22 protein-coding genes and 1 pseudogene are annotated in these 22,644 nt (G+C 73.3%); 9 read left to right on the top strand and 14 right to left on the bottom strand.

All coding sequences use genetic code 11. The features are described from left to right. The first annotated feature begins 55 nt into the window (after window positions 1-55). Window positions 56-289: a chaplin gene (locus DEJ46_RS14150; protein ID WP_150266586.1), complete on the top strand. Its 234-nt coding sequence runs from the start codon at window positions 56-58 to the stop codon at window positions 287-289. A gap of 76 nt (window positions 290-365) precedes the next feature. Here DEJ46_RS14150 and DEJ46_RS14145 read toward each other — a convergent pair whose 3' ends face one another. After that, window positions 366-1,622, bottom strand: coding sequence for a SidA/IucD/PvdA family monooxygenase (locus DEJ46_RS14145; RefSeq protein WP_150274422.1), 1,257 nt, complete (start codon window positions 1,620-1,622; stop codon window positions 366-368). Between the two features lie 35 nt (window positions 1,623-1,657). After that, window positions 1,658-2,860 (bottom strand): ATP-grasp domain-containing protein, encoded by a 1,203-nt coding sequence (locus tag DEJ46_RS14140; protein ID WP_411757750.1) that lies wholly within the window; start codon window positions 2,858-2,860, stop codon window positions 1,658-1,660. 277 nt (window positions 2,861-3,137) lie between these two features. Here DEJ46_RS14140 and DEJ46_RS39860 point away from each other — a divergent pair. Next, window positions 3,138-4,277, top strand: a pseudogene (locus tag DEJ46_RS39860) (glycoside hydrolase family 26 protein); the annotation flags it as partial. A gap of 549 nt (window positions 4,278-4,826) precedes the next feature. Here DEJ46_RS39860 and DEJ46_RS14130 read toward each other — a convergent pair. The 9 genes from DEJ46_RS14130 to DEJ46_RS14090 form a co-directional block, all read right to left on the bottom strand. Beyond that, entirely contained in the window at window positions 4,827-5,966 is a 1,140-nt protein-coding gene (locus DEJ46_RS14130; RefSeq protein ID WP_150266580.1) for a GNAT family N-acetyltransferase, read from the bottom strand. Further along, window positions 5,963-6,682: a lipopolysaccharide biosynthesis protein gene (locus DEJ46_RS40495; protein ID WP_263411749.1), complete on the bottom strand. Its 720-nt coding sequence runs from the start codon at window positions 6,680-6,682 to the stop codon at window positions 5,963-5,965. Before DEJ46_RS40495 ends, DEJ46_RS14130 begins: the two co-directional genes overlap by 4 nt. A 13-nt stretch (window positions 6,683-6,695) precedes the next feature. After that, complete coding sequence (locus tag DEJ46_RS14120; RefSeq protein ID WP_150266578.1) at window positions 6,696-7,829, bottom strand: glycosyltransferase; 1,134 nt, start codon at window positions 7,827-7,829, stop codon at window positions 6,696-6,698. Further along, the gene (locus DEJ46_RS14115; protein ID WP_150266576.1) at window positions 7,826-8,635 is read right to left on the bottom strand and encodes a polysaccharide deacetylase family protein; all 810 of its coding nucleotides are present in this window, start codon (window positions 8,633-8,635) and stop codon (window positions 7,826-7,828) included. Before DEJ46_RS14115 ends, DEJ46_RS14120 begins: the two co-directional genes overlap by 4 nt. Continuing rightward, complete coding sequence (locus tag DEJ46_RS14110) at window positions 8,532-10,322, bottom strand: lipid II flippase MurJ (RefSeq protein ID WP_411757822.1); 1,791 nt, start codon at window positions 10,320-10,322, stop codon at window positions 8,532-8,534. The genes DEJ46_RS14115 and DEJ46_RS14110 overlap by 104 nt, the downstream gene beginning before the upstream one ends. Window positions 10,323-10,473: 151 nt before the next feature. Beyond that, on the bottom strand, window positions 10,474-11,826 hold the full coding sequence (locus tag DEJ46_RS14105; protein WP_150266574.1) for an O-antigen ligase family protein: 1,353 nt from the start codon (window positions 11,824-11,826) through the stop codon (window positions 10,474-10,476). A gap of 2 nt (window positions 11,827-11,828) precedes the next feature. Beyond that, window positions 11,829-13,274 (bottom strand): sugar transferase, encoded by a 1,446-nt coding sequence (locus DEJ46_RS14100; RefSeq protein WP_150266572.1) that lies wholly within the window; start codon window positions 13,272-13,274, stop codon window positions 11,829-11,831. Further along, complete coding sequence (locus DEJ46_RS14095; protein WP_223834620.1) at window positions 13,271-14,443, bottom strand: glycosyltransferase; 1,173 nt, start codon at window positions 14,441-14,443, stop codon at window positions 13,271-13,273. Before DEJ46_RS14095 ends, DEJ46_RS14100 begins: the two co-directional genes overlap by 4 nt. Then, window positions 14,409-15,443 (bottom strand): DUF3344 domain-containing protein, encoded by a 1,035-nt coding sequence (locus tag DEJ46_RS14090; protein ID WP_411757749.1) that lies wholly within the window; start codon window positions 15,441-15,443, stop codon window positions 14,409-14,411. The genes DEJ46_RS14095 and DEJ46_RS14090 overlap by 35 nt, the downstream gene beginning before the upstream one ends. A gap of 406 nt (window positions 15,444-15,849) precedes the next feature. On the opposite strand from DEJ46_RS14090, the gene DEJ46_RS14085 reads away from it, so the two are divergent. The 3 genes from DEJ46_RS14085 (at window position 15,850) to DEJ46_RS14075 (ending at window position 17,736) form a co-directional block, all read left to right on the top strand. Beyond that, window positions 15,850-16,089 (top strand): chaplin, encoded by a 240-nt coding sequence (locus DEJ46_RS14085; protein WP_055646045.1) that lies wholly within the window; start codon window positions 15,850-15,852, stop codon window positions 16,087-16,089. A 278-nt stretch (window positions 16,090-16,367) separates the two neighbouring features. Next, window positions 16,368-17,231 (top strand): hypothetical protein, encoded by an 864-nt coding sequence (locus DEJ46_RS39130; RefSeq protein WP_190622640.1) that lies wholly within the window; start codon window positions 16,368-16,370, stop codon window positions 17,229-17,231. Window positions 17,232-17,457: 226 nt separating this feature from the next. Continuing rightward, a complete protein-coding gene (locus DEJ46_RS14075; protein WP_150266567.1) occupies window positions 17,458-17,736 on the top strand; it encodes a hypothetical protein in 279 nt (92 codons plus the stop codon). Window positions 17,737-18,140: 404 nt separating this feature from the next. Here DEJ46_RS14075 and DEJ46_RS39125 read toward each other — a convergent pair whose 3' ends face one another. Continuing rightward, the gene (locus tag DEJ46_RS39125) at window positions 18,141-18,467 is read right to left on the bottom strand and encodes a hypothetical protein (protein ID WP_190622638.1); all 327 of its coding nucleotides are present in this window, start codon (window positions 18,465-18,467) and stop codon (window positions 18,141-18,143) included. Between the two features lie 478 nt (window positions 18,468-18,945). Here DEJ46_RS39125 and DEJ46_RS14060 point away from each other — a divergent pair, with 478 nt between their 5' ends. After that, the gene (locus DEJ46_RS14060) at window positions 18,946-19,422 is read left to right on the top strand and encodes a hypothetical protein (protein ID WP_223834619.1); all 477 of its coding nucleotides are present in this window, start codon (window positions 18,946-18,948) and stop codon (window positions 19,420-19,422) included. A gap of 288 nt (window positions 19,423-19,710) precedes the next feature. Then, on the top strand, window positions 19,711-19,986 hold the full coding sequence (locus tag DEJ46_RS14055; RefSeq protein ID WP_150266565.1) for a chaplin: 276 nt from the start codon (window positions 19,711-19,713) through the stop codon (window positions 19,984-19,986). Window positions 19,987-20,050: 64 nt separating this feature from the next. Here DEJ46_RS14055 and DEJ46_RS14050 read toward each other — a convergent pair whose 3' ends face one another. Together DEJ46_RS14050 and DEJ46_RS14045 are read right to left on the bottom strand one after the other, a co-directional pair. After that, on the bottom strand, window positions 20,051-20,917 hold the full coding sequence (locus tag DEJ46_RS14050) for a tyrosinase family protein (protein WP_150266563.1): 867 nt from the start codon (window positions 20,915-20,917) through the stop codon (window positions 20,051-20,053). Further along, window positions 20,901-21,314, bottom strand: coding sequence for a tyrosinase family oxidase copper chaperone (locus DEJ46_RS14045; RefSeq protein WP_150266561.1), 414 nt, complete (start codon window positions 21,312-21,314; stop codon window positions 20,901-20,903). Before DEJ46_RS14045 ends, DEJ46_RS14050 begins: the two co-directional genes overlap by 17 nt. 149 nt (window positions 21,315-21,463) lie before the next feature. On the opposite strand from DEJ46_RS14045, the gene DEJ46_RS14040 reads away from it, so the two are divergent. After that, complete coding sequence (locus DEJ46_RS14040; RefSeq protein ID WP_223834618.1) at window positions 21,464-21,967, top strand: DUF5949 family protein; 504 nt, start codon at window positions 21,464-21,466, stop codon at window positions 21,965-21,967. Window positions 21,968-21,993: 26 nt separating this feature from the next. Beyond that, a complete protein-coding gene (locus tag DEJ46_RS14035) occupies window positions 21,994-22,644 on the top strand; it encodes a vitamin K epoxide reductase family protein (protein WP_150266559.1) in 651 nt (216 codons plus the stop codon).

Below are 22,644 nucleotides of genomic sequence, written 5' to 3'. Positions count from 1 at the left end.
ACGTGTTCGTTGTCTTCCGTGAAATGTCTTCCGTCACAGAAAGGATCCAGACGCAATGAACTGCAAGAAGGTCGCGGCCGTCGTCGCCGGAATCGTCATGGCCATGGGTGCGGCGTCGCCCGCCATCGCGGACGCGGGCGCGCACGGTGTGGCCATCGGCTCGCCGGGCGTTCTGTCGGGCAACGTCGTCCAGGTCCCGATCCACATCCCGATCAACCTCTGCGGCAACAGCGTGAACGTCATCGGCGCGCTGAACCCGGCCGGGTTCAACACCTGCATCAACGCCTGAGCTCCCAGCGGCGCGTAGGCACGCAGGCACAGGGGCCGGCCCCGGAGAGCACTCGCTCCCCGGGGCCGGCCCTCCGCTATGCCCCGACGGTGGCCTTCGCACCCGCCCGGGGCCGGCCCACCGCCCCGCCCCGGGCGCCCGCCCGCAGCCGCTGCCGGACTCCCTTCACCAGCCGGCCCGCCGTGTACTCGGCGCCGAACACGAACCGCATCGACGGCCCGTACGACGGAGCCGTGAGCAGCCCGGCGAGGAAGAGACCCGGCCACGAGGACTCGAAGAGGCCTCCGACCTCCGGGGCGCCGACCGCGCCGACCGTCCGCAGCGCTCCGCGCAGCGCCGGGTCGAGCATCCCCGCCCGCTCCAGGCTCGGGGTGAAACCGGTCGCGGTGACGACATGGTCGGTCTCCAGGACCGTCGTCCCCGCGGGTCCCGCGATGTCGAGCCGGAGCCGCTCGTCCCCGGTGACCGTCGCCGACGTGATCCGCTGCCCGAGCCGTACGTCCCCGACCGCCGCGAACCGCTCGCGCAGCCACCACGCGCCCGCCGGGCCGAGAGCCGAGTCGAAGATCCGCTCGCGGGTGGCTGCCGGCAGCCGCCGGAAGATCCCCGGCGTGTCCGCGTAGAGCTTGTTGCGCCAGCCGCAGCCGAGGCCCGTGTGCGGGGCGCGCGCCGAGCGCCATGGCCCGCGGTCGAGGGCCGGGGGAGGGGTGTTCCAGTTCAGCCGGTCCGTGCGGGCGACGATCCGGACGCTCGCGGCGCCCTGCTCGGTGAGGAGCGCGGCCGTCTCCAGGGCCGCCTGGCCGGCGCCCACCACGGTCACGTCCCGCCCGGCGAACCGGTCGAGCTCGCCGTGGTGGCTGGAGTGGGTGACGTACCGGCGGGGGAGGCCGCGCAGCGGTCCGGGGATCTCCATGAAGGGCAGCACCCCGACGGCGAGGGCCACCGTCCGCGTACGGAGCGACTCACCGTCCTCCGTGCGCAGCTCGAAGCCCTCGGGGGCGGGGGCGACCGAGGCGATCATCCGCTCGTCGAGGGCGGGCACGGCCTGGCGGGCGAACCAGTCGCCGTACGAGGCGAAGAAGCCGACCGGAAGCGGTTCGCCGTGCTCGGCGCGGACGCCCCGCGTCGCGGCGTACGCGTCGAGTCCGTACGCCCCCTCGGGGTCGGAGAGGTGCGAGGCCCAGGGCTCCGACTTCAGGAACATGCCCGGGGGCATGGCGTGCCAGGACTCCATCGAGCGGCCGAAGGTCCGCAGCGTGATCCCGTGGGCCGCCGCGTGCGCGGCCACGGACAGACCGTAGGGACCGGCCCCGACGACCACCAGGTCGTACATCGACTTCGACATCGTGCCTTCCGCCTTCATCGTTCTCATCGTGGGGTGAGCTGGTCGGGGGTGGTGCGGGGCGGCGGCGGGACGGCGGCCGGGTGCGTGGCCGGCCCCGGGCCGAGGCGCCGGACCGTCGCGCCCCAGGCCCTGCGCAGGAGGTGCGCCAGCCAGGCGCGGCCCATCGCGAGGGCGGGCCACGGGTCGTCGGCCGCGAACCAGGCGCGCTCGGTGCGCGGCCGCCGGGCTGCCCCGGGCTCGGCCGCGTACCGGCGGCGCGGGGAGGCGGCGAGCGAGAGCGCCGCGTAGTTCTCGACGACGAACCGCCGGCCGTACGCCGGGGAGTGCGGCGGCACCGGACGGCCCGTCAGGTCCAGATGCGCCGCCCGCACGACGTCCAGGCCCTCGGAGTCGGTGAAGAGCCGGAACTGCGCGCCGGGCCGGGGGTTGAAGTCGAGCAGGTGGTAGGCGCCCGTGGACCGGTCGAGCCGGAAGTCCAGGTCGCACACGCCCCGGTAGCCGAGCGCGTCGAGCAGCTCGCGGGCCGCCCGCTCCACGGCCGGGTTCGCCGCCCAGCGGCCCACGGCCGTCAGGCCCGCCCCGTCGGGCCAGGAGCGCTCCTTGCGCCCGGTGGCCCCCGTCGCGCAGCGGCCGACGGAGTCCACGTACCCGTGGAAGAACCAGTCCAGGTCCCGGCCCGCCGGCAGGAGCTCCTGGAGCAGCAGCCGGCTCCCGGCCTCGGGAGTGCGGTCGTACAACTCCCTTACCTCCGCGAGGGACCGCACGATCGAGGTGCTGCGCAGCCCGCGGCCGGCCGGCAGCAGCCAGGGCCGGCTCCACTTGGCGATCACCGGGAGGCCGAGCGACCAGGCCATGGCGGCGGCGTCGTCGGCGCCGGTGGGGAGTTCGGTACGCGGATGGGGCAGGCCGAGCGCCGCGCAGGTCCTGGCGAGCCCGGCCTTGTCCGCGACCCGCAGGAGCTGTTCCTCGGTCTGCTCGGGCAGCAGGAAGCGCGGGGCGAGGCCGGCGCGCCGCCGGGCCAGGGCGAGGGCGCTGACGTCGTCCAGGGGGAGGACCAGCACGGGATGTGACGGCTCATCGGGCGTGGCGGCGTCGATCTCGTCGGCGATCCGGGTCAGCAGCGCCGCGAGCTCGACGGAGGACGGCGTCGCCGGGCCCGTGCGGGCCGAGCGGAGATAGCGGGACCGGGTGACCGGACTGGTGCTCGATTCGATGACGGCGTGCACCGGAATTCCCGCCCGCCCGAGTGATCGCGCGGCGCCGAGAGTGCCGTGATGGAAGGGATTCCGGTCGAGCCGCACGAGGACGGTGGGAACGCGGGTGTCGAAACTCTGGCGGCGCGGCACGGCATGCCCTTCATCTCGGGTGCCCCAACTGGGCGATGAAATCCTCTAATGGACTACTGATCAGAGGGAAGCCGAGTTCACGGTCGGCTCATTAGGAATACTTTCGGAGTATCGGATTGACGGATCATCAAAAAGCGAGCGACGTGAAGGAGCGGCCATGGCAGCTGCACAGCGGAGAACATCGAGAGCGTGGCTGGGGGTGTTCACCGCCGGTCTCCTCGCCTCGGGATCGGTCGTTCTGTCGTCCCCGGTCCACGCCGCCGAATCCGTAACGACGAAGGACCCCGGTCCGACTCTCTCCAGCGCCATGGGAGCCTTCCTCGACTCGGGCGCGCTCGGGGTCGCCCGCATCGAGCAGCTCGAACGATGGCTCGGCGGCCGCGAACTCCGCGTCGGCCACACGTACCTGCCGGGCGACCTCTGGAAGAACATCGAGGGCCCGCCCGGCTTCCTCGACGCCTGGGCGGACTGGCGCAACGAGCAGGACGACCGGCTCTTCGTCCTCAACGTCCCCATGCTGGAGCGGAACGAGGCCGGCGTCTCCGACTACGAGGTCCGCCGCCAGCTCCAGCTGGGCGCGGCCGGGTACTACGACCACCACTTCACGGCCCTCGCCGAGCGGCTCGTACGGCTCCGGGCGACCGACACCGTCATCGTCCTCGGCTGGGAGATGAACGGCACGACGTACACCCATCGGTGCGCGCCGGACCCCACGGCCTGGAAGAAGTACTGGAACCGCATCGTCACCGCGATGCGCTCCGTCCCCGGGCAGGAGTTCCGCTTCGACTTCAACCCGAGCCGCGGCCGGGACGCCGTGCCGTGGACCGAGTGCTATCCGGGCGACGACGTCGTCGACATCATCGGCATGGACTCGTACGACCAGCCGCCGGGAATGAGTTTCGACGAACACGTGAGTGAGCCTTACGGGCTCCAGAAGCAGGTCGATTTCGCAGCGGAGCACGGAAAGGAGATCTCCTACCCCGAATGGGGGCTCTTCCGTAACGGCGACAATCCCGTGTACATGCGGCGCATGCTGGAGTGGATGAAGCTCCACAAGCCGCTGTACCACACGATTACGGACTACTGTCCGCACGGCGTCTGGCAGTGCGACGACAATCCGCGGTCGTCAGAGGTGTTCCGGCAGATGCTGTTCGGGACGGAGCCTGAGATCCCCGAGATTCCGGTGGATCCGGTGGATCCGGTGGATCCGGTCGATCCGGTGGATCCCGTGGATCCCGTCGACCCCGTGGATCCGGTCGACCCTGTGGATCCGGTTGACCCCGTGGATCCGGTTGACCCCGTGGATCCGGTCGACCCGACCGACCCCGTCGAGCCGACAGACCCGACGGTTCCGGTGCCGAAGCCTGAGCCGAAGCCTGAGCCGAAGCCTGAGCCGAAGCCTGAGCCGAAGCCGGAACCGAAGCCGGAACCGAAGCCCGAGCCCAAGCCGGAACCGAAGCCCGAGCCGAAGCCTGAGCCGAAGCCTGAGCCCAAGCCTGAGCCCAAGCCTGAGCCCAAGCCGGAACCGAAGCCTGAGCCCAAGCCGGAACCGAAGCCCGAGCCCAAGCCCGAGCCCAAGCCGGAACCGAAGCCCGAGCCCAAGCCCGAGCCCAAGCCCGAGCCCAAGCCGGAACCGAAGCCGGAACCGAAGCCCGAGCCCAAGCCCGACTGCTGGACCGTGAACCTCGGTTCGTGGGTCGAGAGCTGGATCGGTGGGCCCGTCTGTGTCCCGAAGGACTCCTGGAAGGACTCCTGGAAGGACGAGCTCGACCTCGGCTGGAAGGACGCGCTGAAGGGCGTCTGGCCCTTCTGACCGGACCGGTCCCGGTGCGGACGGCGGCGGAGATCATCCGCCGCCGTTCGGCGTCCGTCCGGGGAGCCGGGCCAGCGCACGTCCCACCCAGGCCCGCTCCCGGGCCTGGCGGGCAGCCCAGCGGCGACCGTCGGCTGCGCCCGCGCGCAGCCACAGGAGCGGGGCCGTACGCCGCCCCGCGAGCATCAGCCGCTGGTTGCGGACGGTCTCGGGCCGCCAGTGCTGCTTGTACGCCTCGGTGCCGCGCAGCATGCTCAGCGTGGCCCGCCCGCCGGTGCTGGTCTCGCGGGCCCCGTGGCGCAGGAGCATCGTCGCCACGTCGACCTTGCGGGCCCGCAGCGCCGGGTCGGCGCCGTACAGGTAGCCGCCGGCGAGCCGGGGGGACATCAGGGTCAGGTCGGCGGCCACCACGTCCCCGGCGAGCCGGAACTCGGTGACCATCGCGTCGCCGCGCTCCACCATGGGCCGCACGGCCCGCGTCAGGTGCTGGGCGAAGCGCCTGCTCGTGTGCTCGGCGGTCACCCCGCGGCCCTGCCACTGGAGCTGATGGAGCTTCAGGAGCCGGTCGAGGGCGGCGGGGACCTCGTCGCCGGTGACGACGTGCGAGTCGATGCCGAGGGCGTCGAGCTTGCGGAGTTTGGCGCGGACCCGCTGGGCCTTCCCGGAGGGGATCCGTTCGAGCAGCCCCTCCATGGGGACGGCGGGCAGCTCCAGGCACAGCGAGTCGGGCAGCCGGCGGCGCGGCCCGCGCCAGTGCGCGAAGACCCGCTCGCTGGCCGCCCCGGGGCGTACCTCCCGCAGGTCGACGACCGCGCCCCCGGCCGCCCGGGCGAGGGCCCGGGCCAGGGCGGGCGCGGCCTCGGGGCAGTCGTCGTCGAGGAGGACGTCCGTGAAGTCGGTGATGGTGCCGCCGAGCTGGGTGAGGACGGGCAGCGGCCCGCCGGCCCGCATCAGGGGCGCGGCGGCGACGAGTTCGCCGCTCTCCCGTCGTACGAGCACCACCCGCAGCGCACCGGGCCGCCCGTAGGAGAGCCACCAGGAGTGCAGCCAGGAGTGGGACTGGAAGGGGGTGGCGGAGGAGCAGCGCCCGTACAGCGCCGTCCACTCGGCCGCCAGCCCCCCGAACCGCTCCTCGTCACGGCAGATCTCGGTCCGCAGCGCTCTCGGGGTCACACCGCCTCCGGTTCCGGCTGGTGCGAGGCGACCGCGGGGGCGGGCACCGCGGCGGACGTGGGGGAGGTGCCGGAGGGGGTGGTGGGCGTCCCCGGGGCGGCCGGGGTGGTCTGCCGGGAGTGGCGGGCCTCGCCGCGCGCGGTGCCGCGCTTCGGGCGGACGAGCAGGACCAGGCCGCCGAGCAGCCCGCCCGCACAGGCGCCGACGAGCGCGGAGAGCGGCGCCGACGGGGACACCGGGGTGACCGGCTTGGTGGCGCGCGAGAACTGGACGACCTTGACGCCCGTGCTGCCCGCGACGTGCGTGCTGTTGAGGACGAGCGCGCGGGCCACCCCGTCGGCCATGGACACGGCTTTCGCGGGCTTCTCGGCCCGGGCGGTGATCGAGATCATCGGCGCGTCCGGGGAGGTCGCAGCCTGCACGCTCCTGCGCAGGGTGTCGGCGGTGACGCCCGCCCACACCTGTGCGTCGCCGGTCACCGCGATGTCGGTGGCGACCCGCCCGTAGGCCTGGGCGAAGCCGAGCGCCGCCGCCGGGTCGGACTTCTCGGCCGGTACGACGATGACGTAGCTGGTCGCCGCGTACTGCGGGGTCTTGAGCGCTCCGTACCCGCCGCCGAGGGCGGCCCCTGCGAGGACGGCGGCGGGGAGCACGGCCCAGCGGCCGGGGCGGCGGAGCCCGGCGGGCGGGAAGGACCGGGTTGGGGTGGTGTTCATCGTGCGGGCTCTCTCACTTCGCGGGGGAGGGGGTGCCGTGGACGGCCTGGTCGTAGAGGGACATCAGCTGCCCTGCGCTGCGGGCGATGTCGTAGCGGCGGGCGGCCGCCGGCTGCGGGAGCCGGGCGAGCCGGGCGTCCCGGATGCCGCGCAGCGCGGAGATCAGCTCGGGCACGGACTCGCCGATCCGGCGCGCGCCCGGAGCCGCGTCCGGCGGCAGGTCGTCGATCGCGGGGCAGGCCACGTAGAGCACGGGCAGGCCCGCGGCCAGCGCCTCGACGACGGCGAGTCCGAAGGTCTCGTCGGGGGACGTGGACACGAAGGCGTCCATGGCGGAGAGCAGTTCGGGCAGCGAGGGGCCGAGCGAGGCGACGGACGGCGGGTCCTCGCAGGCCCCGGCGAGCAGCACCCGGTCGGCGGCCCCGCACTCCCGGGCCACCCGCAGCAGCTCCTCGCGGTGCTCGCCGTCGCCGACGAGGAGCAGCCGGGCCTCCGGCACGGAGGCCACGGCCCGGACGAGCCGGTCGAAGCGCTTTCCCGGCGCGAGCCGCCCCACCCCGCCGACGACGTAGGCGTCCTCGGGGATGCCGAGGACGCCCCGGGTGAGGCGGCGGGCGCGGGCGTCGAAGGCGAAACGGCCGCTCTCGATGCCGTTGGGCACGACCTGGATACGGGCCGCGGGTACCCCCCAGTCGGCGAGCCGGCGGGCCACGCTGGGCGAGACGGCGACCGTGGAGGTGCCGAGCCGTTCGGAGGCCAGGTACAGGGCGCGGGTGCCGGCGGAGAGCGGGCGGCCCTCGATCTGGGCCTCGCCGAGCGAGTGCTCGGTGGCGATGACCCGCCGGACCCCGGCGAGCCGGGCCGCGAGCCTGCCGTACACGCACGCCCGGTAGAGGTGCGTGTGGACGAGGTCGTAGCGGCCCTGGCGGACGATCCGCGCGAGGCGGGGGAGCGCGCCGAGGTCGCGGTTGCCGGCCATGCCCAGGTGGGTGACGGGGGTGCCGTCGGACTCGATGCCCGCGGCGACCGCGCCCGGGTTGGTGAGGGTCACCACCCCGTGCTGGACCGGGAGGTGACGCAGGAGGAGCCGCAGCTGCTGCTCGGCGCCGCCGATGCCGAGCCCGGTGATGACGTGCAGGACCCTCATGGCGCACCGACCACGGCGGGTCCCGTCTGGGCCTGCGAGGGGAACACGTCGACGGGATGGCGGCGGCGCAGCGGATGCAGCACGCGCTTGGCCGTGAGCCGCCAGGACGTGTCGTCCTCGCCGATGTGGACGCGGGGCAGGGCGTACGCGCTGGTGTGCGGGCCGGGGTCGATCGCGCAGGCGTGGCGGTAGCCGGCCTTCCGCACGGCGTGGATGACGCGTGGGTCGACCTTCCCGTACGGGTAGCAGAAGCCGTCGACGGTGTCGCCGGTCATTTCCTCCAGGAGCTCGCGGCTGCGCCGGGTCTCGTCCGCGAGCGCCGTGTCGTCGGCCTCGGTGAGCGGGACGTGGGTCAGGCCGTGGGAGCCGATCTCCATGCCGGCCGCGGCGATCCGCAGGATGCCGTCCTCGTCGAGGAGCGTCTTGCGCGGGCCCTCGGTGTCCCAGGCGTTCTCGCCGCCGAGCCGGCCCGGCAGGACGTACACGGTGGCGGTGAAGCCGTGACGGCGCAGCAGCGGCAGTGCCGAGTCGAGGAAGTCGGCGTAGCCGTCGTCGAAGGTGAGGCCGACGAGCCCCTTGGCGCGCCCGGCCGCGGTGGCGGCGAGCAGCTCCCGCACCGAGACCCCGCGCAGCCCCCGGTCGCCGAGCCAGTGCATCTGCCGGGCGAAGCGGACGGGGGAGACGGTCACGTGGTACGGGTCGTCACCGGGGTCCGTGATCGAGTGGTACATCGCCACCCACAGGGGCGGTTTCACCCACAGGGGCGGCTTCGGCAGCAGTCGGCGCAGCGCGGTGGGGGCGGGCATGGTCGGTCCTCCGGGAGGCGGAGCGGGGCAGGGGCGGGATCTCCGGCGCCTTGGCGGCGCAGGCGATGAAGAGCAGGAAGACGCCGACGACGACGGCGGTGGCGACGGTGACGGAGAGGGCGGGGGAGTCGATCCCGACGGAACAGAGCCAGCCGGCGCCGGTGGCCCACGCGCCGGCGGTGGCGAGCCGGAGGAGCCCTTCGCCGAGCCGGTCGACCCGGACCGGCACGGCCTGCCGGTGTGCGCCGCGCAGCAGCAGGACGGCGGAGCAGGTGATGCCGAGGGCGTTGGCGGCGGCGATGCCGACGACGCCCCAGTAGTGGGCTCCGAAGATCCCGGCGACGGTGGTCGTGGCGAGCCCGGCGGCCATGGCGGTGGCCGGGTACCAGAGGGGGCGGGCGGCGGAGAAGTAGCAGCGGACGAGGGCGCCGACCATGGTCTGGCCGAGGAGGCCGAGGGAGTAGACGCGCATGACGGCGGCGGTGGCGACGGTGTCGGTACGGTCGAACTCTCCCCGCTCGAAGAGCAGTTCGACGATCTTGGGGGCGGCGGCGATCACCGTCGAGGCGCCGACGAGCACGACGACGGCGGCGAGCAGCAGGTCCCGCTCGACCCGGCGGCGGGCCGCCTCGGTCTCGCCCGCCGCGAGGGCGCGGGCGACCACGGGGAAGCTGACCGTGCACAGCATCAGGGAGAGGATCATCGGCATCTGCGCGACCTTCTGCGCGTAGTTCAGATGCGAGATGGCTCCGGCCGGCAGCGGCGAGGCGAGGAACCGCTCGATGAGCGTCTGGGACTGCCGGCACAGCGAGAAGGCGACGACGGGTGCGATGAGCCCGAGGACGAGGATGCGCCCCTCCTGACCGGCCGGCCCGCCGTCGGGCGCGAGCGCGGTCGGCTCCTCCTTCGGCACCGGGCGGGCCCGCAGCTCGCGGAGGAGCGACGGTGCCTGGACGAGGACCATCAGGACCCCGCCGACCGCGACCCCGGCGGCGGCGGACCGCACGCCCCACGGTTCGCGCAGCACCAGGATCGTGCCGATGATGCCGACGTTGTACGCCACGTAGATCGCCGCCGGCGGCAGGAAGCAGCCGTGCGCGCGGAGCGCCGCCGAGCAGTACCCCACCAGAGCGAAGGACAGCACGCAGGTCGCGGTCAGCCGGGTGCAGTCGACGGCGAGCCGCGGGTCGGGCAGGCCGGGCGCGAGGGCGGAGACGATCAGCGGCGCCGCCAGGACGAGCACGGTGGCGATGACCGCGACGGCGAGGGTGAGCCGCGGGAGCGTGCCGCGCACGAGGGCGCGCACCGGATCCCCGAAGAGGCTGCCCGAACGGCGGGCGAGCGCCCGGGAGAAGGCCGGCACCAGGATCAGCGCGAGCGCGTCCTCGATGAGCAGCGTCGAGGCGAACTCGGGAACCGTCCACGCCACCAGGAAGGCGTCCGTCTCCGCGCCCGCGCCGAAGTACCCGGCGAGGATCTGGTCGCGTACGAGCCCGAGCAGCGCCCCGACGGCGGTGAGCGCGGCGGTCACGGCGGCGGCCTTCGCGAGAAAGCCCCGCCCCTGGACCCGGTCGGCCCCGGCCCGCACCCGCGCCCGGGCGTGCGCCCGACGGCCGCGCGGAGCCCGCACCCGCACCGGGTCCGCCCGTACGGCGGTGCCCGTACGCGCTCCCGCCCCCGGCAGCACCGAGGCCTCCGGGGTCCACGGGGAGTCCGTGGGGCCCGGAGGCGCGGTCGGCCAGGGGTCGGTCAGCGGGGTGCCGCAGGGCGGCCGGGAAGCGGGGCGCGGGGCGCCGGGCCACGAGGTGTCCGTGGGCTCCGGCTCCCCGGCCCACGGGTCACGCACTCCGCACCTCCGCCAGCGACCACCAGGCCGCCAGGCCGAACACGACCGACATCAGCACCGTCGAGGGGCCGCCGATGTCCGCGTAGAAGAAGTCGATGAGCTGCCAGGACAGCAGGCCCGAGGCGACGAGCGCGCAGTCCGCGCCGAGGCGTCGCCGCCGCAGCGCGCCGACGAGCAGCGCCACCCAGCTGCCCGCCAGCGCGAGGAGCCCCAGAAGGCCCTGCTCACTGAGCACCAGCAGGTACATGTTGTGCGGGGACAGCAGCGGCTGCCGCTGGAAGGCGGCGCCCGCCCCGGCCGTGTCGCTGCCGGAGGAGAGCGCGAGCGAGGCGTTCGAGTCGCGGTACGCGGGGAAGCCCTTGAGGCCGACACCCGTGACCGGATCCGTGCTCCACATCCGCCCGGCCGCCGCCCACATTGTGTACCGGTCCGTCACCGACTGGTCCGGCGCCGCCGCCACCTGCGTGATGCTGGCGACCCGCTCCTTCACCATCGCGGAGCCGATGCCGAGACCGCCGACGAGCACCACCCCGAGCGCCCCGGCCGCGAGCGCCACCCGCGCCGCCCGCCGGGGCCCGGCGAGCAGCAGCTGGATGCCGCAGGCGAGCACGGTCGCGATCCACGCGCCCCGGCTGAAGGACAGCACCAGCGGCAGGAAGAGCAGCGCCGCGCAGACCAGCGCCGCCGTCCGGGCCCGGCCGGGCCGGCTGCCGAGCGCGATCCCGGTGACGACGACGAGCCCGTACGACACGACCGTCGCCATGCCCATCACATCGGTCGGCCCGAAGGTGCCGACGGCCCGGATGTCCTCACCCATGTACGAGGCGCCCGTGCCGGTCAGGTACTGGACGACCCCCACCGCGCCCTGGACCAGCGCGAGACCGACGAGCCCCCAGGCGACCACGGCGAAGTCCCGCCGGTCGCGGATCATCAGGAGCACGGCCGCCGGGACCAGGACGAAGACCTGTACGTAGCGGGCGACACCCGGCAGGCTCGCCGCCGGGTCGTTCGAGGTGATCGCGGCCAGGCAGATCCCGAGGACGGGCAGCCCGAGGACGACGGCCGCCGCCCGGGTCAGCGGCCGTGCGCCGCCGCGCAGCAGCCGCACGAGGCAGATCACGACGAGGAGCCCGGAGGCCGCGTCCGCGATCGTGCCGGTGCCGCCGGTGCCGCCCTGAGCGCCGCCGCCGCCCGGGACGAGCAGCAGCGCGATCACGGCGAGGACCGGGGACAGCGCCCCGGCCCGGCGGATCCGGTCCCGCACGTCGGGACGGAGCGCCGGAGCCGGCGAGCCGGTCCGTACCTCCGGGTCGACCGCCGGCACCGGCGTCACGGCCGTGGCCATCCTCAGCTCCCTGTGGGTCGGACGAGCCCGGCCGCCGTACGCAGCAGGATGCAGACGTCCTGCCAGAGCGACCAGTGGTCGATGTAGTGGTTGTCGAAGCGGCAGCGGTCCTCGATCGAGGTGTCGCCGCGCAGCCCGTGCACCTGCGCCAGGCCGGTCAGCCCCACCGGCATCCGGTGCCGGGCCGCGTAACCGGTGTGGATCTTGCTGAACTGGGCGACGAAGTAGGGGCGTTCGGGCCGGGGCCCGACCAGGCTCATGTCCCCGCGCAGGACGTTCCACAGCTGCGGCAGCTCGTCCAGCGAGCTCTTGCGCAGGAAGCTGCCGGCCGCGCTCATCCGCCGGTCGCCCGCCACGTTCCAGCGGGTCGCCGACTCGGTGTCGTCGGTCGGCCGGAGCGTGCGGAACTTGAGGAGCGTGAAGTGGCGGCCGTGCTGGCCCACCCGCTCCTGCCGGAAGAGGACCCCCGGACCGTCCGAGAGCCGCACGGCGAGCGCGCACAGCAGCAGCACCGGCAGCGCGAGCGCCAGCGCGGGCGCGGCGAGCGCGATGTCCAGCGCCCGCTTGGCGGTCAGCCCCGGGCGCTCGCCCAGCGGGACGATGCGGTGCCGGGCGTACCCCCACAGGTGCTCGCCCATGGGCCCGGTCTGCCGCTCGCCGCCCACCCGCCAGGTCAGGCAGCCGTAGTGCTGGAAGAGCGTCACGAGACCCGGGTCGTCGTCGAGGAACACCGCGTCGCACACGCTGTTCTGGATGACGGCCCGATGGATCTCTTCGGTCGTGGTGAGCACCGGAAGCCCGGCCTCCCCGGTCGCCCGGGGAGAACCGCCCTGCTCCGGCACACCGACGATCCCGACCGGCCGCATCCCGTACTCGGGGTGCTGGGCCGCCGCGGCGGCGAACCGGCGCGCGGCCCCCGTCCCGCCGACGACCAGCGCCGAGCGCGGACGCTCCCGCGCCACCCGCCGCCTGCGGGCGAGCACCAGCGCGCGGACCAGGCACACGACGGCGACGTGCGTGCCGTACGCGGCACAGAGCCGCAGCGGCCCGATCACGAGCGCGGGGGAGTACGCGGCGACGGCGGCCGCCGCCAGGCACCAGGCGACCCCGGCACGGGAGGCGAGCGCGGGCAGCTCGTCGAGCAGCCGGGTGTGCGCGGCCGGCCGGTAGAGCCCGCCGTGCCCGTCGAGGACGAGGACGAGTGCCGCGACCGGCAGCAGCAGCCGGGCGTCCTGGTGCACCGCGCCCAGCAGCGAGGCGGCGGCCAGGACGGCGAGGCAGTCGACGGCGACGAGCGGCGCGGCGCCGGTCCGCCGGCGGACGGGACGGCGCGGCAGTGCGAGCCGGTCCGTCGTGTCGCGGCGCGGCGCGAGGGAGGCGAGGCCGAAGGACTGGCCCGCCGTGGGCCAGGGGCCCGGGGAAGGAACGCTGGTACTTTCCGTGGTCACTGCGCAATCGGCTCTCTGTGTTCGGCCCCCCGCACGCCGGCGAGTTCGCGGTAGACGCCCGCGACGGCCGCGCCGGTGCGCCGGACATCGAAACTGTTCAGTACGTGTGCGTGGGCCTCGCGGCCCAGTCGGTGCCGCAGCTCCGGCCTGCCGAGGAGGCGGCCGAGAGCGGCGGCGAGCGCGGCCGGGTCCTCGGGCGGGACCAGGCACCGGGACGCGTGGGAGGGCGGCAGGCTCTCGCGCGCCCCGTCCACGTCGCTGACGACGACCGGCCGGCCGCTCGCCATGGCCTCCAGGGGCGCGAGCGCCATGCCCTCCCAGCGGGACGGCAGGACGACCACGTCGGCCGCCCGGTACCAGGGGACGGTGTCGTCGACGGCGCCGGTGAAGCGGACCGAGGGGCCCGCCGCCGCGCGCAGCCGTTCGCCGTCCGGGCCGTCGCCGACCAGGACGAGACGGGCCGTCGGCACCTCCGCGAGGACGGCGGGCCAGGCGGCGAGCAGCACGTCCTGACCCTTCTGACGGCAGAGCCGGCCCACGCAGACGACGGTGGGTACGGGGTTGCCGGGCGGTCCCTCGGTCGCGAACCGGGCCACGTCCACACCGTTGTGGACGACGGACCAGTCCGCCGTGACCCCGGCCGCCTCGCCGGTACGGCGCTCGGCCTCGCTCACGCAGAGGATCCGGTCCGCCCAGCGGGCGCCGAACCGCTCCCAGCGGCGGGCCAGCGAGGCGGTCGTCCCGGTGACCGCCTCGAAGGACCAGGCATGCGGCTGATACACCGTCGGAATCCGTCCGCGCAGGGCGAGCCGGGCGCACAGCCCGGCCTTGGCGCTGTGCGCGTGGACGAGCGAGGGCCCGACGGCACGGATCACCCGGGCCAGCTCCCTCGTCTCGCGGACCAGCCGGGGACCTGGGTCCCGGCCGGCCCGCCAGTCGTGGGTCTCCGCGCCCTCGGCGCGGACGGCTTCGGAGAGGGCTGTGCCGGGCGGGCAGGCGACCGCGACCCGCAGGCCGGCGGCGCGCTGGGCGCGGACCAGGTCGACGACGACACGGGCGACCCCGCCGTCCCCGGGCTGGACCGCGTGCAGGACGGTGGCGGACGCCGGGTCCGGCGCCAGTGGGGGCCGCACGTCAGCGCCGGACGTCAGCCTGGAGGAAGAGCGCACCGAGCCAGACGGTGTCCTTCCGGCTGCCGAACCGGACGTCGACATGATCGGCTCCCTCGCGCAGCGCCCCCCGGAGGTCGAACACGTCGGAGTCGTATCCCAGAGTGTTCGTACCATCGGGAAAGCGGACCGTCCGACCGGTGCCGAATTCCGTGATGCTGGAGTTCATGACGTCGTCGGAGGAATTAGCGGAATCGGCCATTCGGGCGCTACGGGACGGGCTTGTCCCGACCTCCAGGTAATCACCGGAAGTGCCGCGGTCACCGTCATAGGCGACCACGCCGAGCCGACCGGCCGTGCCCTTCGGATAACGGTTTCCGTCGACCGGTACGCGCAGCTCACCGGTCCCCGGGCCGACCGTTTCAAAACCGTCCCACACGGCCATTCGGCGCAGCGGTTCCGTGGCCTTCTCGTACGCGGCGACGAGCGTCCAGCCGCCCCAGCCACCGACCTTCGAGCGCCCCATGGCCACATTGACCTGGGCGACGGTCCACTGGCCCGAGCGGGCGGAGCGGACGAGCTCGGTGACGTCGGCGGAGGCCTGGAAGGCGTCGGCGCCGTCGGCGGTGCGGTGGCCGATCAGGGTGTCGGCGAGCAGCGCCTTGTACCGGCCGCCGGGCTCGGCGATCAGGACGCGCCCGTTGTCCGCGGGCGGCTTCTGCTCGCCCACCCGCAGGTTTCCGCCCCAGTACAGCCGGGCCCAGCTCACCCGGGCGCCCGAGGGCACCGGGAGCTCGGCGCGGCTGGAGTTGTACGTGTTGGGGTCGCTGTCCACGTCGACGTACGCGATCGAGGAGTCGTCGTTGACCGACTCGGTGCCCTTCAGGCCCTTCGCCGAGGTGTTGGCGGCCCGCACGATCCCGCCGTGCTGCTCGGCCTCGTACCGCGGCGCGAAGGGGACGCGGGCGGCCTCACCGGGCTGGGGCGCGGCGGCGGAGGCGACCGGCAGCGCGGCGGACAGGACCGCACACGACAGGGCGCACAACACACTGCGACGCACAGCAGGAAACGCTGAATTCCGCATAGAGGTTCTCCGCTTTGATGGGAGGAGGAGGGGAAGACCCGAGAAGGCCGGGAGAGGGGGAGGTGTCGTCCGCACGAAATGGGTGAACGCGCGGCCGGCCCGGAAGCAACGTTCGGGAACGTTATAACCCCGACGCGGGGCGATAGTAAGCATTAGATGCTCGGAAACGCTAACTCCCGTATCCGGGCGGCCGGTTCCTCGTTGAGCGTGTTGCGCCATTCCACGCCCAGTCGCTCCAATGGCCCTCTTATGGCCCAAAGATCGGTTGAACGTCACCCGTTCGGGAGAGCAACCGATGAAAGCCCGATGCGTTGTTGAGAGAGCCGGGCCGAACAGTCCGCGCAGTCCGAGTTGGATGAATTCGATCGAGGAGCTCTTCTCCATGTCCCGTATCGCCAAGGCCGTTGTCCTGACCGTGGGTGCCGCCGCCGCCGTCGCCGGTGCCGCCGGTGTCGCCGCCGCCGACTCGATCGCCGAGGGCGCGGCCGTGAAGTCCCCGGGTGTCGGCTCCGGCAACGTCGTCCAGGTCCCGGTGCACATCCCGGTCAACGTCTGCGGCAACACCGTCAGCGTCATCGGCGCGCTGAACCCGACCTTCGGCAACTTCTGCGCCAACGTCTGATCTCGCACAGCGGATCGGTCCTTCCGAAGCCGGTGCGCCCACCCCGACCGGGGTGGGCGCACCGGCTTTTTCCCTTGCGGGGACTGGTGGGCTACTCGTTCGGCCGCACCGTCGTGCGCCGTTCGGTGCAACGGCGTACGCCCCTCCGGGGGGCAGGCCGGGCAGGGTGATTCACTCGAACGGAGACGTGGCGCTCAGTAGTTCCCCGGTTGCGGAGGGCTATACCCGCAGGCACGGTGGGAGGGAAGTTGTCCGACGCATCAGGAAAAGGAACACAAGTGCGTCCCCTGGCCACACGCCGAATCACCGCCCTGGCGATATCCGCCGCCATCACCCTCGGCGCGGCGGGAACCGCCGCCGCCGGCGAACACCATCCGTCCCCCGCGGCCGACCGTGCCGCCCGCGCGCCCCTCCCCGAAGCCGCCGCCCTGCTGACCCAGGCCGAGGCGCTCGGAGATCTCGGCTCCGTGACGACCCCCGTGACCGAACTGGTCACCGCCGCTCTCAAGGCCGACGCGGGCCAGCTGCCCGCGGCCGACGCCGACGCCCTCAAGACGAAGATCGCGGCGGCCGTCGAACAGGCCAAGGAATCGGCCCCGGCCCCGCTGCCGGACACCCCCGCTCCGGACCTTCCGGCTCCGGACCTTCCGGCTCCGGACCTTCCGGCCCCGGATCTCCCGGCCCCGGATCTCCCGGCTCCGGACCTTCCGGCCCCGGATCTCCCCGCGCCCGACCTTCCCGTGAAGCCGCCCGTGAGCCTGCCCGTCACCGCCGGTGCGAAGGCAGCCGCTGCCGCGCCCGCGGACGTCGTGGACGACGCCCTCGCCACCGTCGAGAAGGCCGTCGCCGGTCTGCTCGCCGCCGTGACCTCGGGCGACGCCGCCGGGGTCGTACCGCAGGTGACCGCGACCCTGACCTCGCTGGTCAACCTGGCCGTCGCCACCGTGCTCGGCAGCGGTCTGCCCGCGCCCGACCTGGCTGGTCTGCCCGCGCTCCCGGCGCTCCCGGTCGCCGTGCCGGAGCTTCCGGTCGACCCGCCGGAGCTGCCCGTCGACCCGCCCGAACTGCCGGTCGACGCGCCCGTGAAGCCGCCGGTGTCGCTCCCCGAACTGCCGGTCAAGCCCCCGCTGCCCGTCAGGTAGTCCCCGCAGAGGCCCGTACCGGCCTGGTGTCCCACCGACCGGTACGGGCCTTCGCGCGCGACAAATAGCACCGGTCGACATCGATCGGGTGCAGTGTCGAGAAATCCTTCCCCCCGGAGTTTCCGGGGAGCGCACCTCTCGTTACAGAAGGCAGAACAACATACAGGATTCGGCCAAGAAGCCTGTATGGAACGTGACTTGAAAGAACAGAGGAAGGATTCTCCCCATGAAGTCCACCAAGGTCGCCGCGATCGTCGCCGGTTCGCTCGTGGCGCTGGGTGCCGCAGCGCCCGCCATGGCCACGGAGGCGCTGACCCCCACCAGCCTGAACGGTGGGCTGGACGCGATCGCCGCCAACGGCCTGAAGACGGATGTGCTCAGCAGCACGACGGAGGGCTCGCCGGTGAAGACCGTCACGGACACCGTGGGCCAGCTCAACGAGGCCGGCAAGGGTGGCTCCGCAATGCTCGGCGGTCTGCCGATCGCTACGCCGCTCGGCGGCTGATCGAATGATTTTCTGATCGGCCGCCGTGTCGAGCCCACTCCTCGTGGGGCACCGCTCCCTACTGTCTGGTCCATCCCACGCGAACGTCGGCGTGGACTGGCCGGTCGGAGCGAGGGGGGATCCTCGCCGGTCTCTCCCTTTCTCCAGAGGAAGAGCGGTATGCGGTCCATCATCAGCAGGAAAGTACTCACCGCAGCGGCAGCGACCGGCATTCTGTCGCTGACCGGCGGATTCGCCCTGGCTTCCAACTCCCAGGCCGGTACGGGCGATTCCCCCGGTCCCGGCGCGGCGGGCCAGGTCCAGGCCCCCCTGCCCGCGGACGTCTGCGGCAAGGGTGGGGAGCTCGGCGACTTCATCGCGGCAGCCGTCGGTGACCTCTGCGCCCAGGCGGGGGAACCCGGCGGCTACGGCGACGAGCCCGGTGAGCCGACCCACCCCCCGACGACGGAACCCCCGCACACGGAGCCGCCGACGACGGAGCCCCCGCACACGGAGCCGCCGACCACGGAGCCGCCGACCACGGAGCCGCCGACCACGGAGCCGCCGACCACGGAGCCTCCGACGACGGAGCCCCCGACCACGGAGCCTCCGACCACGGAGCCTCCGACGACGGAGCCTCCGACCACGGAGCCCCCGACCACGGAGCCTCCGACGACGGAGCCCCCGACGACGGAGCCTCCGACGACGGAGCCTCCGACGACGGAGCCCCCGACGACGGAGCCCCCGACCACGGAGCCCCGACCACGGAGCCCCCGACCACGGAGCCCCCGACGACGGAGCCTCCGACCACGGAGCCCCCGACGACGGAGCCTCCGACCACGGAGCCCCCGACCACGGAGCCTCCGACGACGGAGCCCCCGACCACGGAGCCTCCGACGACGGAGCCCCCGACCACGGAGCCCCCGACGACTGGGCCTCCGACGACCACCCCGCCCGAACTCCCCGACACCGGAGGTGACTCCGCGCTCATGGGCGCGGCCGCCATCAGCGCGGCGCTGATCATCGGCGGCACCGTCGTCTACCTCCGGGGCGGACGGATCTCCCGCCGTCACTGACGCCGCGGACTGACGGAACGTCAAGCGAGGCCCTCGCCTTCACCGGTGAGGGCCTCGGGCGTTGCTGCACACGGGGGTATTCCGCCACGTTTCCCCCGAACGCCTCGTTCTACAGAGCATGACTCTGCGCTCTCACGCCGGCATGGGAATCCTCATGACCGCACTCGCCTCCGCCGCCCTGGCCACCCCGGCCGCAGCCGTCGAGGCACCCGTGATCGTCCCGCTCCAGGGCCTGGAACCGGTGCTCCCGATGGACGCCCCCACGGTCGCCACCGGTGTGCCCGTCCCGGTGCCCGGCGCGCCCACCGGCTTCCAGAAGGGCCTCGGCTCCCTGCCGGACCTCGCCGTGCCCAGCGTGCCGCTCACGAGCACCCTCCCGAAGACCGTGGTGGACGCGCCGCTGCCCGAGCTCCTGGACGGAAGCGACCTCGGCCGCGCCCTCCTCAGCAGCCCGCACTCGGAGATGAAGGCGGCCACCCCCGGCGCCGTCGTCGGCAACCCGGTGGAGGCTCCGCGCGGAAACGGGCTCGCCGGGCTCCCCGAGCTGGCGAAGCCTCAGGTCGGCGTCCTCACCCCCGTGCTCAGCGGAGCCCTCGACCCGCAGCTGGGACTGGTGCCGACCTCGCACTGACGCAACGTGCCCCCCGCGCGAGTGAAGACACGATTCTTCCCCGCCACCCCAGGGGTCGTTGATCGTTACAAGTGAAGGCTCGTCGCATGGCCGCGGCCCGTGGACCCAGGCCCGTCCCGTCGTATCCGGCGGCGGGCGCCTCCGGTCCACGGGCCATTCTCTTTCCGGATCTTTTCGGATTTCTTTCGTACCGTTCGGCGCAATGACCGTGACCAGTCTCCGTGACGGGCGTTGAAGGGGAGTCGGCCGTGATTCCTGCGGTCGCTTTCCACGTCCAAGGAGTTCTTGATGTCTCGCATCGCGAAGGCTGCCGCTGTTCTTGCCGGCACGGGTGCCGTGGCCCTCAGCGGAGCCGGCCTGGCCGTCGCCGACTCGGGCGCCGAGGCCGTCGCCGCCCACTCGCCCGGTGTCGCTTCCGGCAATGTCGTCCAGGTCCCGGTCCACGTCCCGGTCAACCTCTGCGGCAACACCGTCAACGTCATCGGCCTGCTCAACCCGGCCTTCGGCAACACCTGCATCAACGCCGACGGCCACGGCCACGGTGACGGCGGCTACGGCGGCTGATCCCCCTGCTCCACCCCATGTGTCCCCCCGGCCCGCTCGGCCGGGGGGACACATGTGTGTGCGGTCAGGCGTACCGGTAGATCCGGCTGTGGTCGAACAGCTCCGCCGGGGTGACCCCCCAGGGCTCCATCGGCTGGTGCCGGGAGATGACCTTGCGGTACTGCGCGTCCCCCAGCGGCGGCGGCTCCGCGGGCAGGTACGCGGCTCCGGGGTTCCGCTGCTGCCACCGCGACCACACCAGGTCGACGAAGGAGTGGTGGAGCCAGAAGACCGGGTCGTTGACGGAGCCGCCGCCGAGCATCAGTCCGCCGACCCAGCGGTGCACCCGGTTGTGGATCCGGAACCGCTCGTTGCCCTGACCCGAGGCCCAGCCCTCCAGCCGGTTGCGGAAGCCGGAGGCGCTCGTCGAGTTCCAGGGCGCCACGTCGTACACCCGCTCCCGCATCACCTCGTCGAGCTGGGCCTGCGTCGGGAGCGCGACCGGGTCGCGGGGCCGGCCGAAGTCCCTGGTCAGGAAGCGGGTCTCGGACATCGCATGCGTCACGTTCCACCGCCCCGAGGAGTGGGCGAAGGGGCCCGTCATCACCTGGAGGTCGGCCCGGCGGCCGTTGCCGCCCATGAAGTCCTCGCCCCAGATCGAGGAGGCCGGGCTGTTGTCCCGGGTCCAGTCCCAGTACGGGACGGAGACCGTGCCGTCGATCCGGCGCAGGGCCTTCTCGAACTCCAGCAGGAACCTGCGGTGCCAGGGCAGGAAGCTCGGCGCCATGTGGGCGGTCCTGAGCCGCCCTTCCCCGTCGGCCGTGTAGTGGTCGATGTGGGTGCGGACGAACTCGTCGTACGCGCCGGTCCGCTTGAGCTCCAGGACGGCGGCGACGAACTTACGGCGCTCGGCGCCGGTCAGGTCACGCTGGTTCTTACGCGTGTACACCACGCGGACTCCCTCCCGTCGGGTCGGTGTGGGCGCCGTGGGCGGCGGCGAACCGGGACAGCGGGGCCGTCCCCAGCTCGTCCACGGCGACGCGGGTGGCCGCCAGCGGCGTCGGGCAGGACGCGTAGTGGTCGATCGGCGAGACGAAACCGCCGTCGGCGCAGCGCATCAGATGCAGCGGCCGGCCGTCGACGAGGGCGACCGGCGTGCCGTCGGGGCCGGAGAAGCCCCGGATACGGCGGCCCCCGTACATCTCGTCGAAGGCGAGCGGGTCGCGCGGCGCCCCGGACGGTGTGCCCGGCTGGGTGCGGGTCGCGATGCGGCCGAGCGCGCCCCCGGTGAAGGCGGTGACCGCCAGTGCGAAGAGGGACCGCAGTGCGACGCGGCGCGGGACGATCATGAGTGATCTCCTCGGGTCGGCAATTGCCCTCAGGGCACAACGATGAAAACCCGCGTTCGTTGCGCCGGAAATGCCAGCGGCGTGAATATCGACCGTTCGGGTGAAATCGGCGCGGGGAAAGGGTGGTTGGGCCACTAGCATCCCTATTCATGACCACTTCCAATGTCGTTTCCTCGGCGCGCAGCGCCTCTCCGCTGGGAACTCTCACGGTGATTCCGTGGTCCAGCGAGCCCACGGCCGGCGAGGCGGCCACGCCGTTCCTCATGGCGTATTCGCTCGGCGACGGCCGGGACGGACCGGAGGCCGGTCAGCAGGCGATGCGGACGGCCCTGGAGTCGATGGGTCTCTCGGTCGGCGACCGGCTGTTCGACCTGGAGAAGGACGGCGGGATCAACGCCACGCTGCTCGTCGAGGGCGGCTCCGCCGTGCTCAACCTGCCCTTCCTGAAGGTGCAGTGCCCGGTGCCCGACGAGTGGGAGACCGCCGCCCGCGAGCGCGGCCAGGTCTACCTCATCTGCTCCGTCCGCCCCTGGCCCGAGGCCGTCCCCGGGCAGCCCGTCGACGAGGCGCGGCTGCGCACCTTCGTCTCCGACGAGGAGATGCTCGCGGAGAGCGCCCACGTCCTGATGCCGGTCCGGCGCATCCAGGGCTGAGCCGGAGAACGGAAAGGGGGCGCGGCATGGCGACGGTGAACGTGCGGGACGGGGTGCCCGGGCAGCGGCAGGAGGAGTCCGCGCGGGAGACCGCGGGGACGGGGTCCGGCGCGGGCCGGGCCTTCGCCTGGATGCTGATGGTCACCGGGGCGGCGGGCGTGCTGGCCGCCTGGGTGATCACGATCGACAAGTTCAAGCTCCTGGAGGACCCCGGCTTCCAGCCCGGGTGCAGCCTGAACCCGGTCGTCTCCTGCGGCAACATCATGAAGAGCGAGCAGGCCGCGGTCTTCGGCTTCCCCAACCCGATGCTCGGGCTCGTCACGTACGCCGCCGTCGTCGCCGTCGGTGCCGGGCTGCTCTCCGGGGCCCGCTACCGGGGCTGGTTCTGGCTCGGTCTCAACGCCGGGATGCTCTTCGGCGTCGGCTTCTGCACCTGGCTCATGCACCAGTCGCTGTACGAGATCGGCGCGCTCTGCCTGTGGTGCTGCCTGGCCTGGACCGCGACCATCGTCATGTTCTGGTACGTGACCGCGCACAACGTCCGGGCCGGGCTGCTGCCCGCCCCGGCCGGGGTGCGGACCTTCCTCGGCGAGTTCGCCTTCGCCCTGCCCGTCCTGCACATCGGGATCATCGGGATGCTGATCCTGACCCGATGGTGGGACTTCTGGACCAGCTGA

Origin of the sequence: Streptomyces venezuelae, from assembly GCF_008642375.1 — a bacterium.
Taxonomy (GTDB): Bacteria; Actinomycetota; Actinomycetes; order Streptomycetales; family Streptomycetaceae; genus Streptomyces; species Streptomyces venezuelae_G.
The sequence above is the reverse complement of the archived record's forward strand: the minus strand, read 5'-3'. Positions and strand labels throughout refer to the sequence as shown.

Bases quoted from the DNA above. Each gene is read 5' to 3' on its own strand.
- DEJ46_RS14055 (WP_150266565.1), top strand. From the start codon at position 19,711: ATGTCTCGCATCGCGAAGGCTGCCGCTGTTCTTGCCGGCACGGGTGCC.
- DEJ46_RS40495 (WP_263411749.1), bottom strand. From the start codon at position 6,682: ATGAACACCACCCCAACCCGGTCCTTCCCGCCCGCCGGGCTCCGCCGC.
- DEJ46_RS14105 (WP_150266574.1), bottom strand. From the start codon at position 11,826: ATGGCCACGGCCGTGACGCCGGTGCCGGCGGTCGACCCGGAGGTACGG.
- DEJ46_RS14060 (WP_223834619.1), top strand. From the start codon at position 18,946: ATGACCGCACTCGCCTCCGCCGCCCTGGCCACCCCGGCCGCAGCCGTC.
- DEJ46_RS14145 (WP_150274422.1), bottom strand. From the start codon at position 1,622: ATGTACGACCTGGTGGTCGTCGGGGCCGGTCCCTACGGTCTGTCCGTG.
- DEJ46_RS14150 (WP_150266586.1), top strand. From the start codon at position 56: ATGAACTGCAAGAAGGTCGCGGCCGTCGTCGCCGGAATCGTCATGGCC.
- DEJ46_RS14120 (WP_150266578.1), bottom strand. From the start codon at position 7,829: ATGAGGGTCCTGCACGTCATCACCGGGCTCGGCATCGGCGGCGCCGAG.
- DEJ46_RS14075 (WP_150266567.1), top strand. From the start codon at position 17,458: ATGAAGTCCACCAAGGTCGCCGCGATCGTCGCCGGTTCGCTCGTGGCG.
- DEJ46_RS14040 (WP_223834618.1), top strand. From the start codon at position 21,464: ATGACCACTTCCAATGTCGTTTCCTCGGCGCGCAGCGCCTCTCCGCTG.
- DEJ46_RS14085 (WP_055646045.1), top strand. From the start codon at position 15,850: ATGTCCCGTATCGCCAAGGCCGTTGTCCTGACCGTGGGTGCCGCCGCC.
- DEJ46_RS14045 (WP_150266561.1), bottom strand. From the start codon at position 21,314: ATGATCGTCCCGCGCCGCGTCGCACTGCGGTCCCTCTTCGCACTGGCG.
- DEJ46_RS14035 (WP_150266559.1), top strand. From the start codon at position 21,994: ATGGCGACGGTGAACGTGCGGGACGGGGTGCCCGGGCAGCGGCAGGAG.
- DEJ46_RS14115 (WP_150266576.1), bottom strand. From the start codon at position 8,635: ATGCCCGCCCCCACCGCGCTGCGCCGACTGCTGCCGAAGCCGCCCCTG.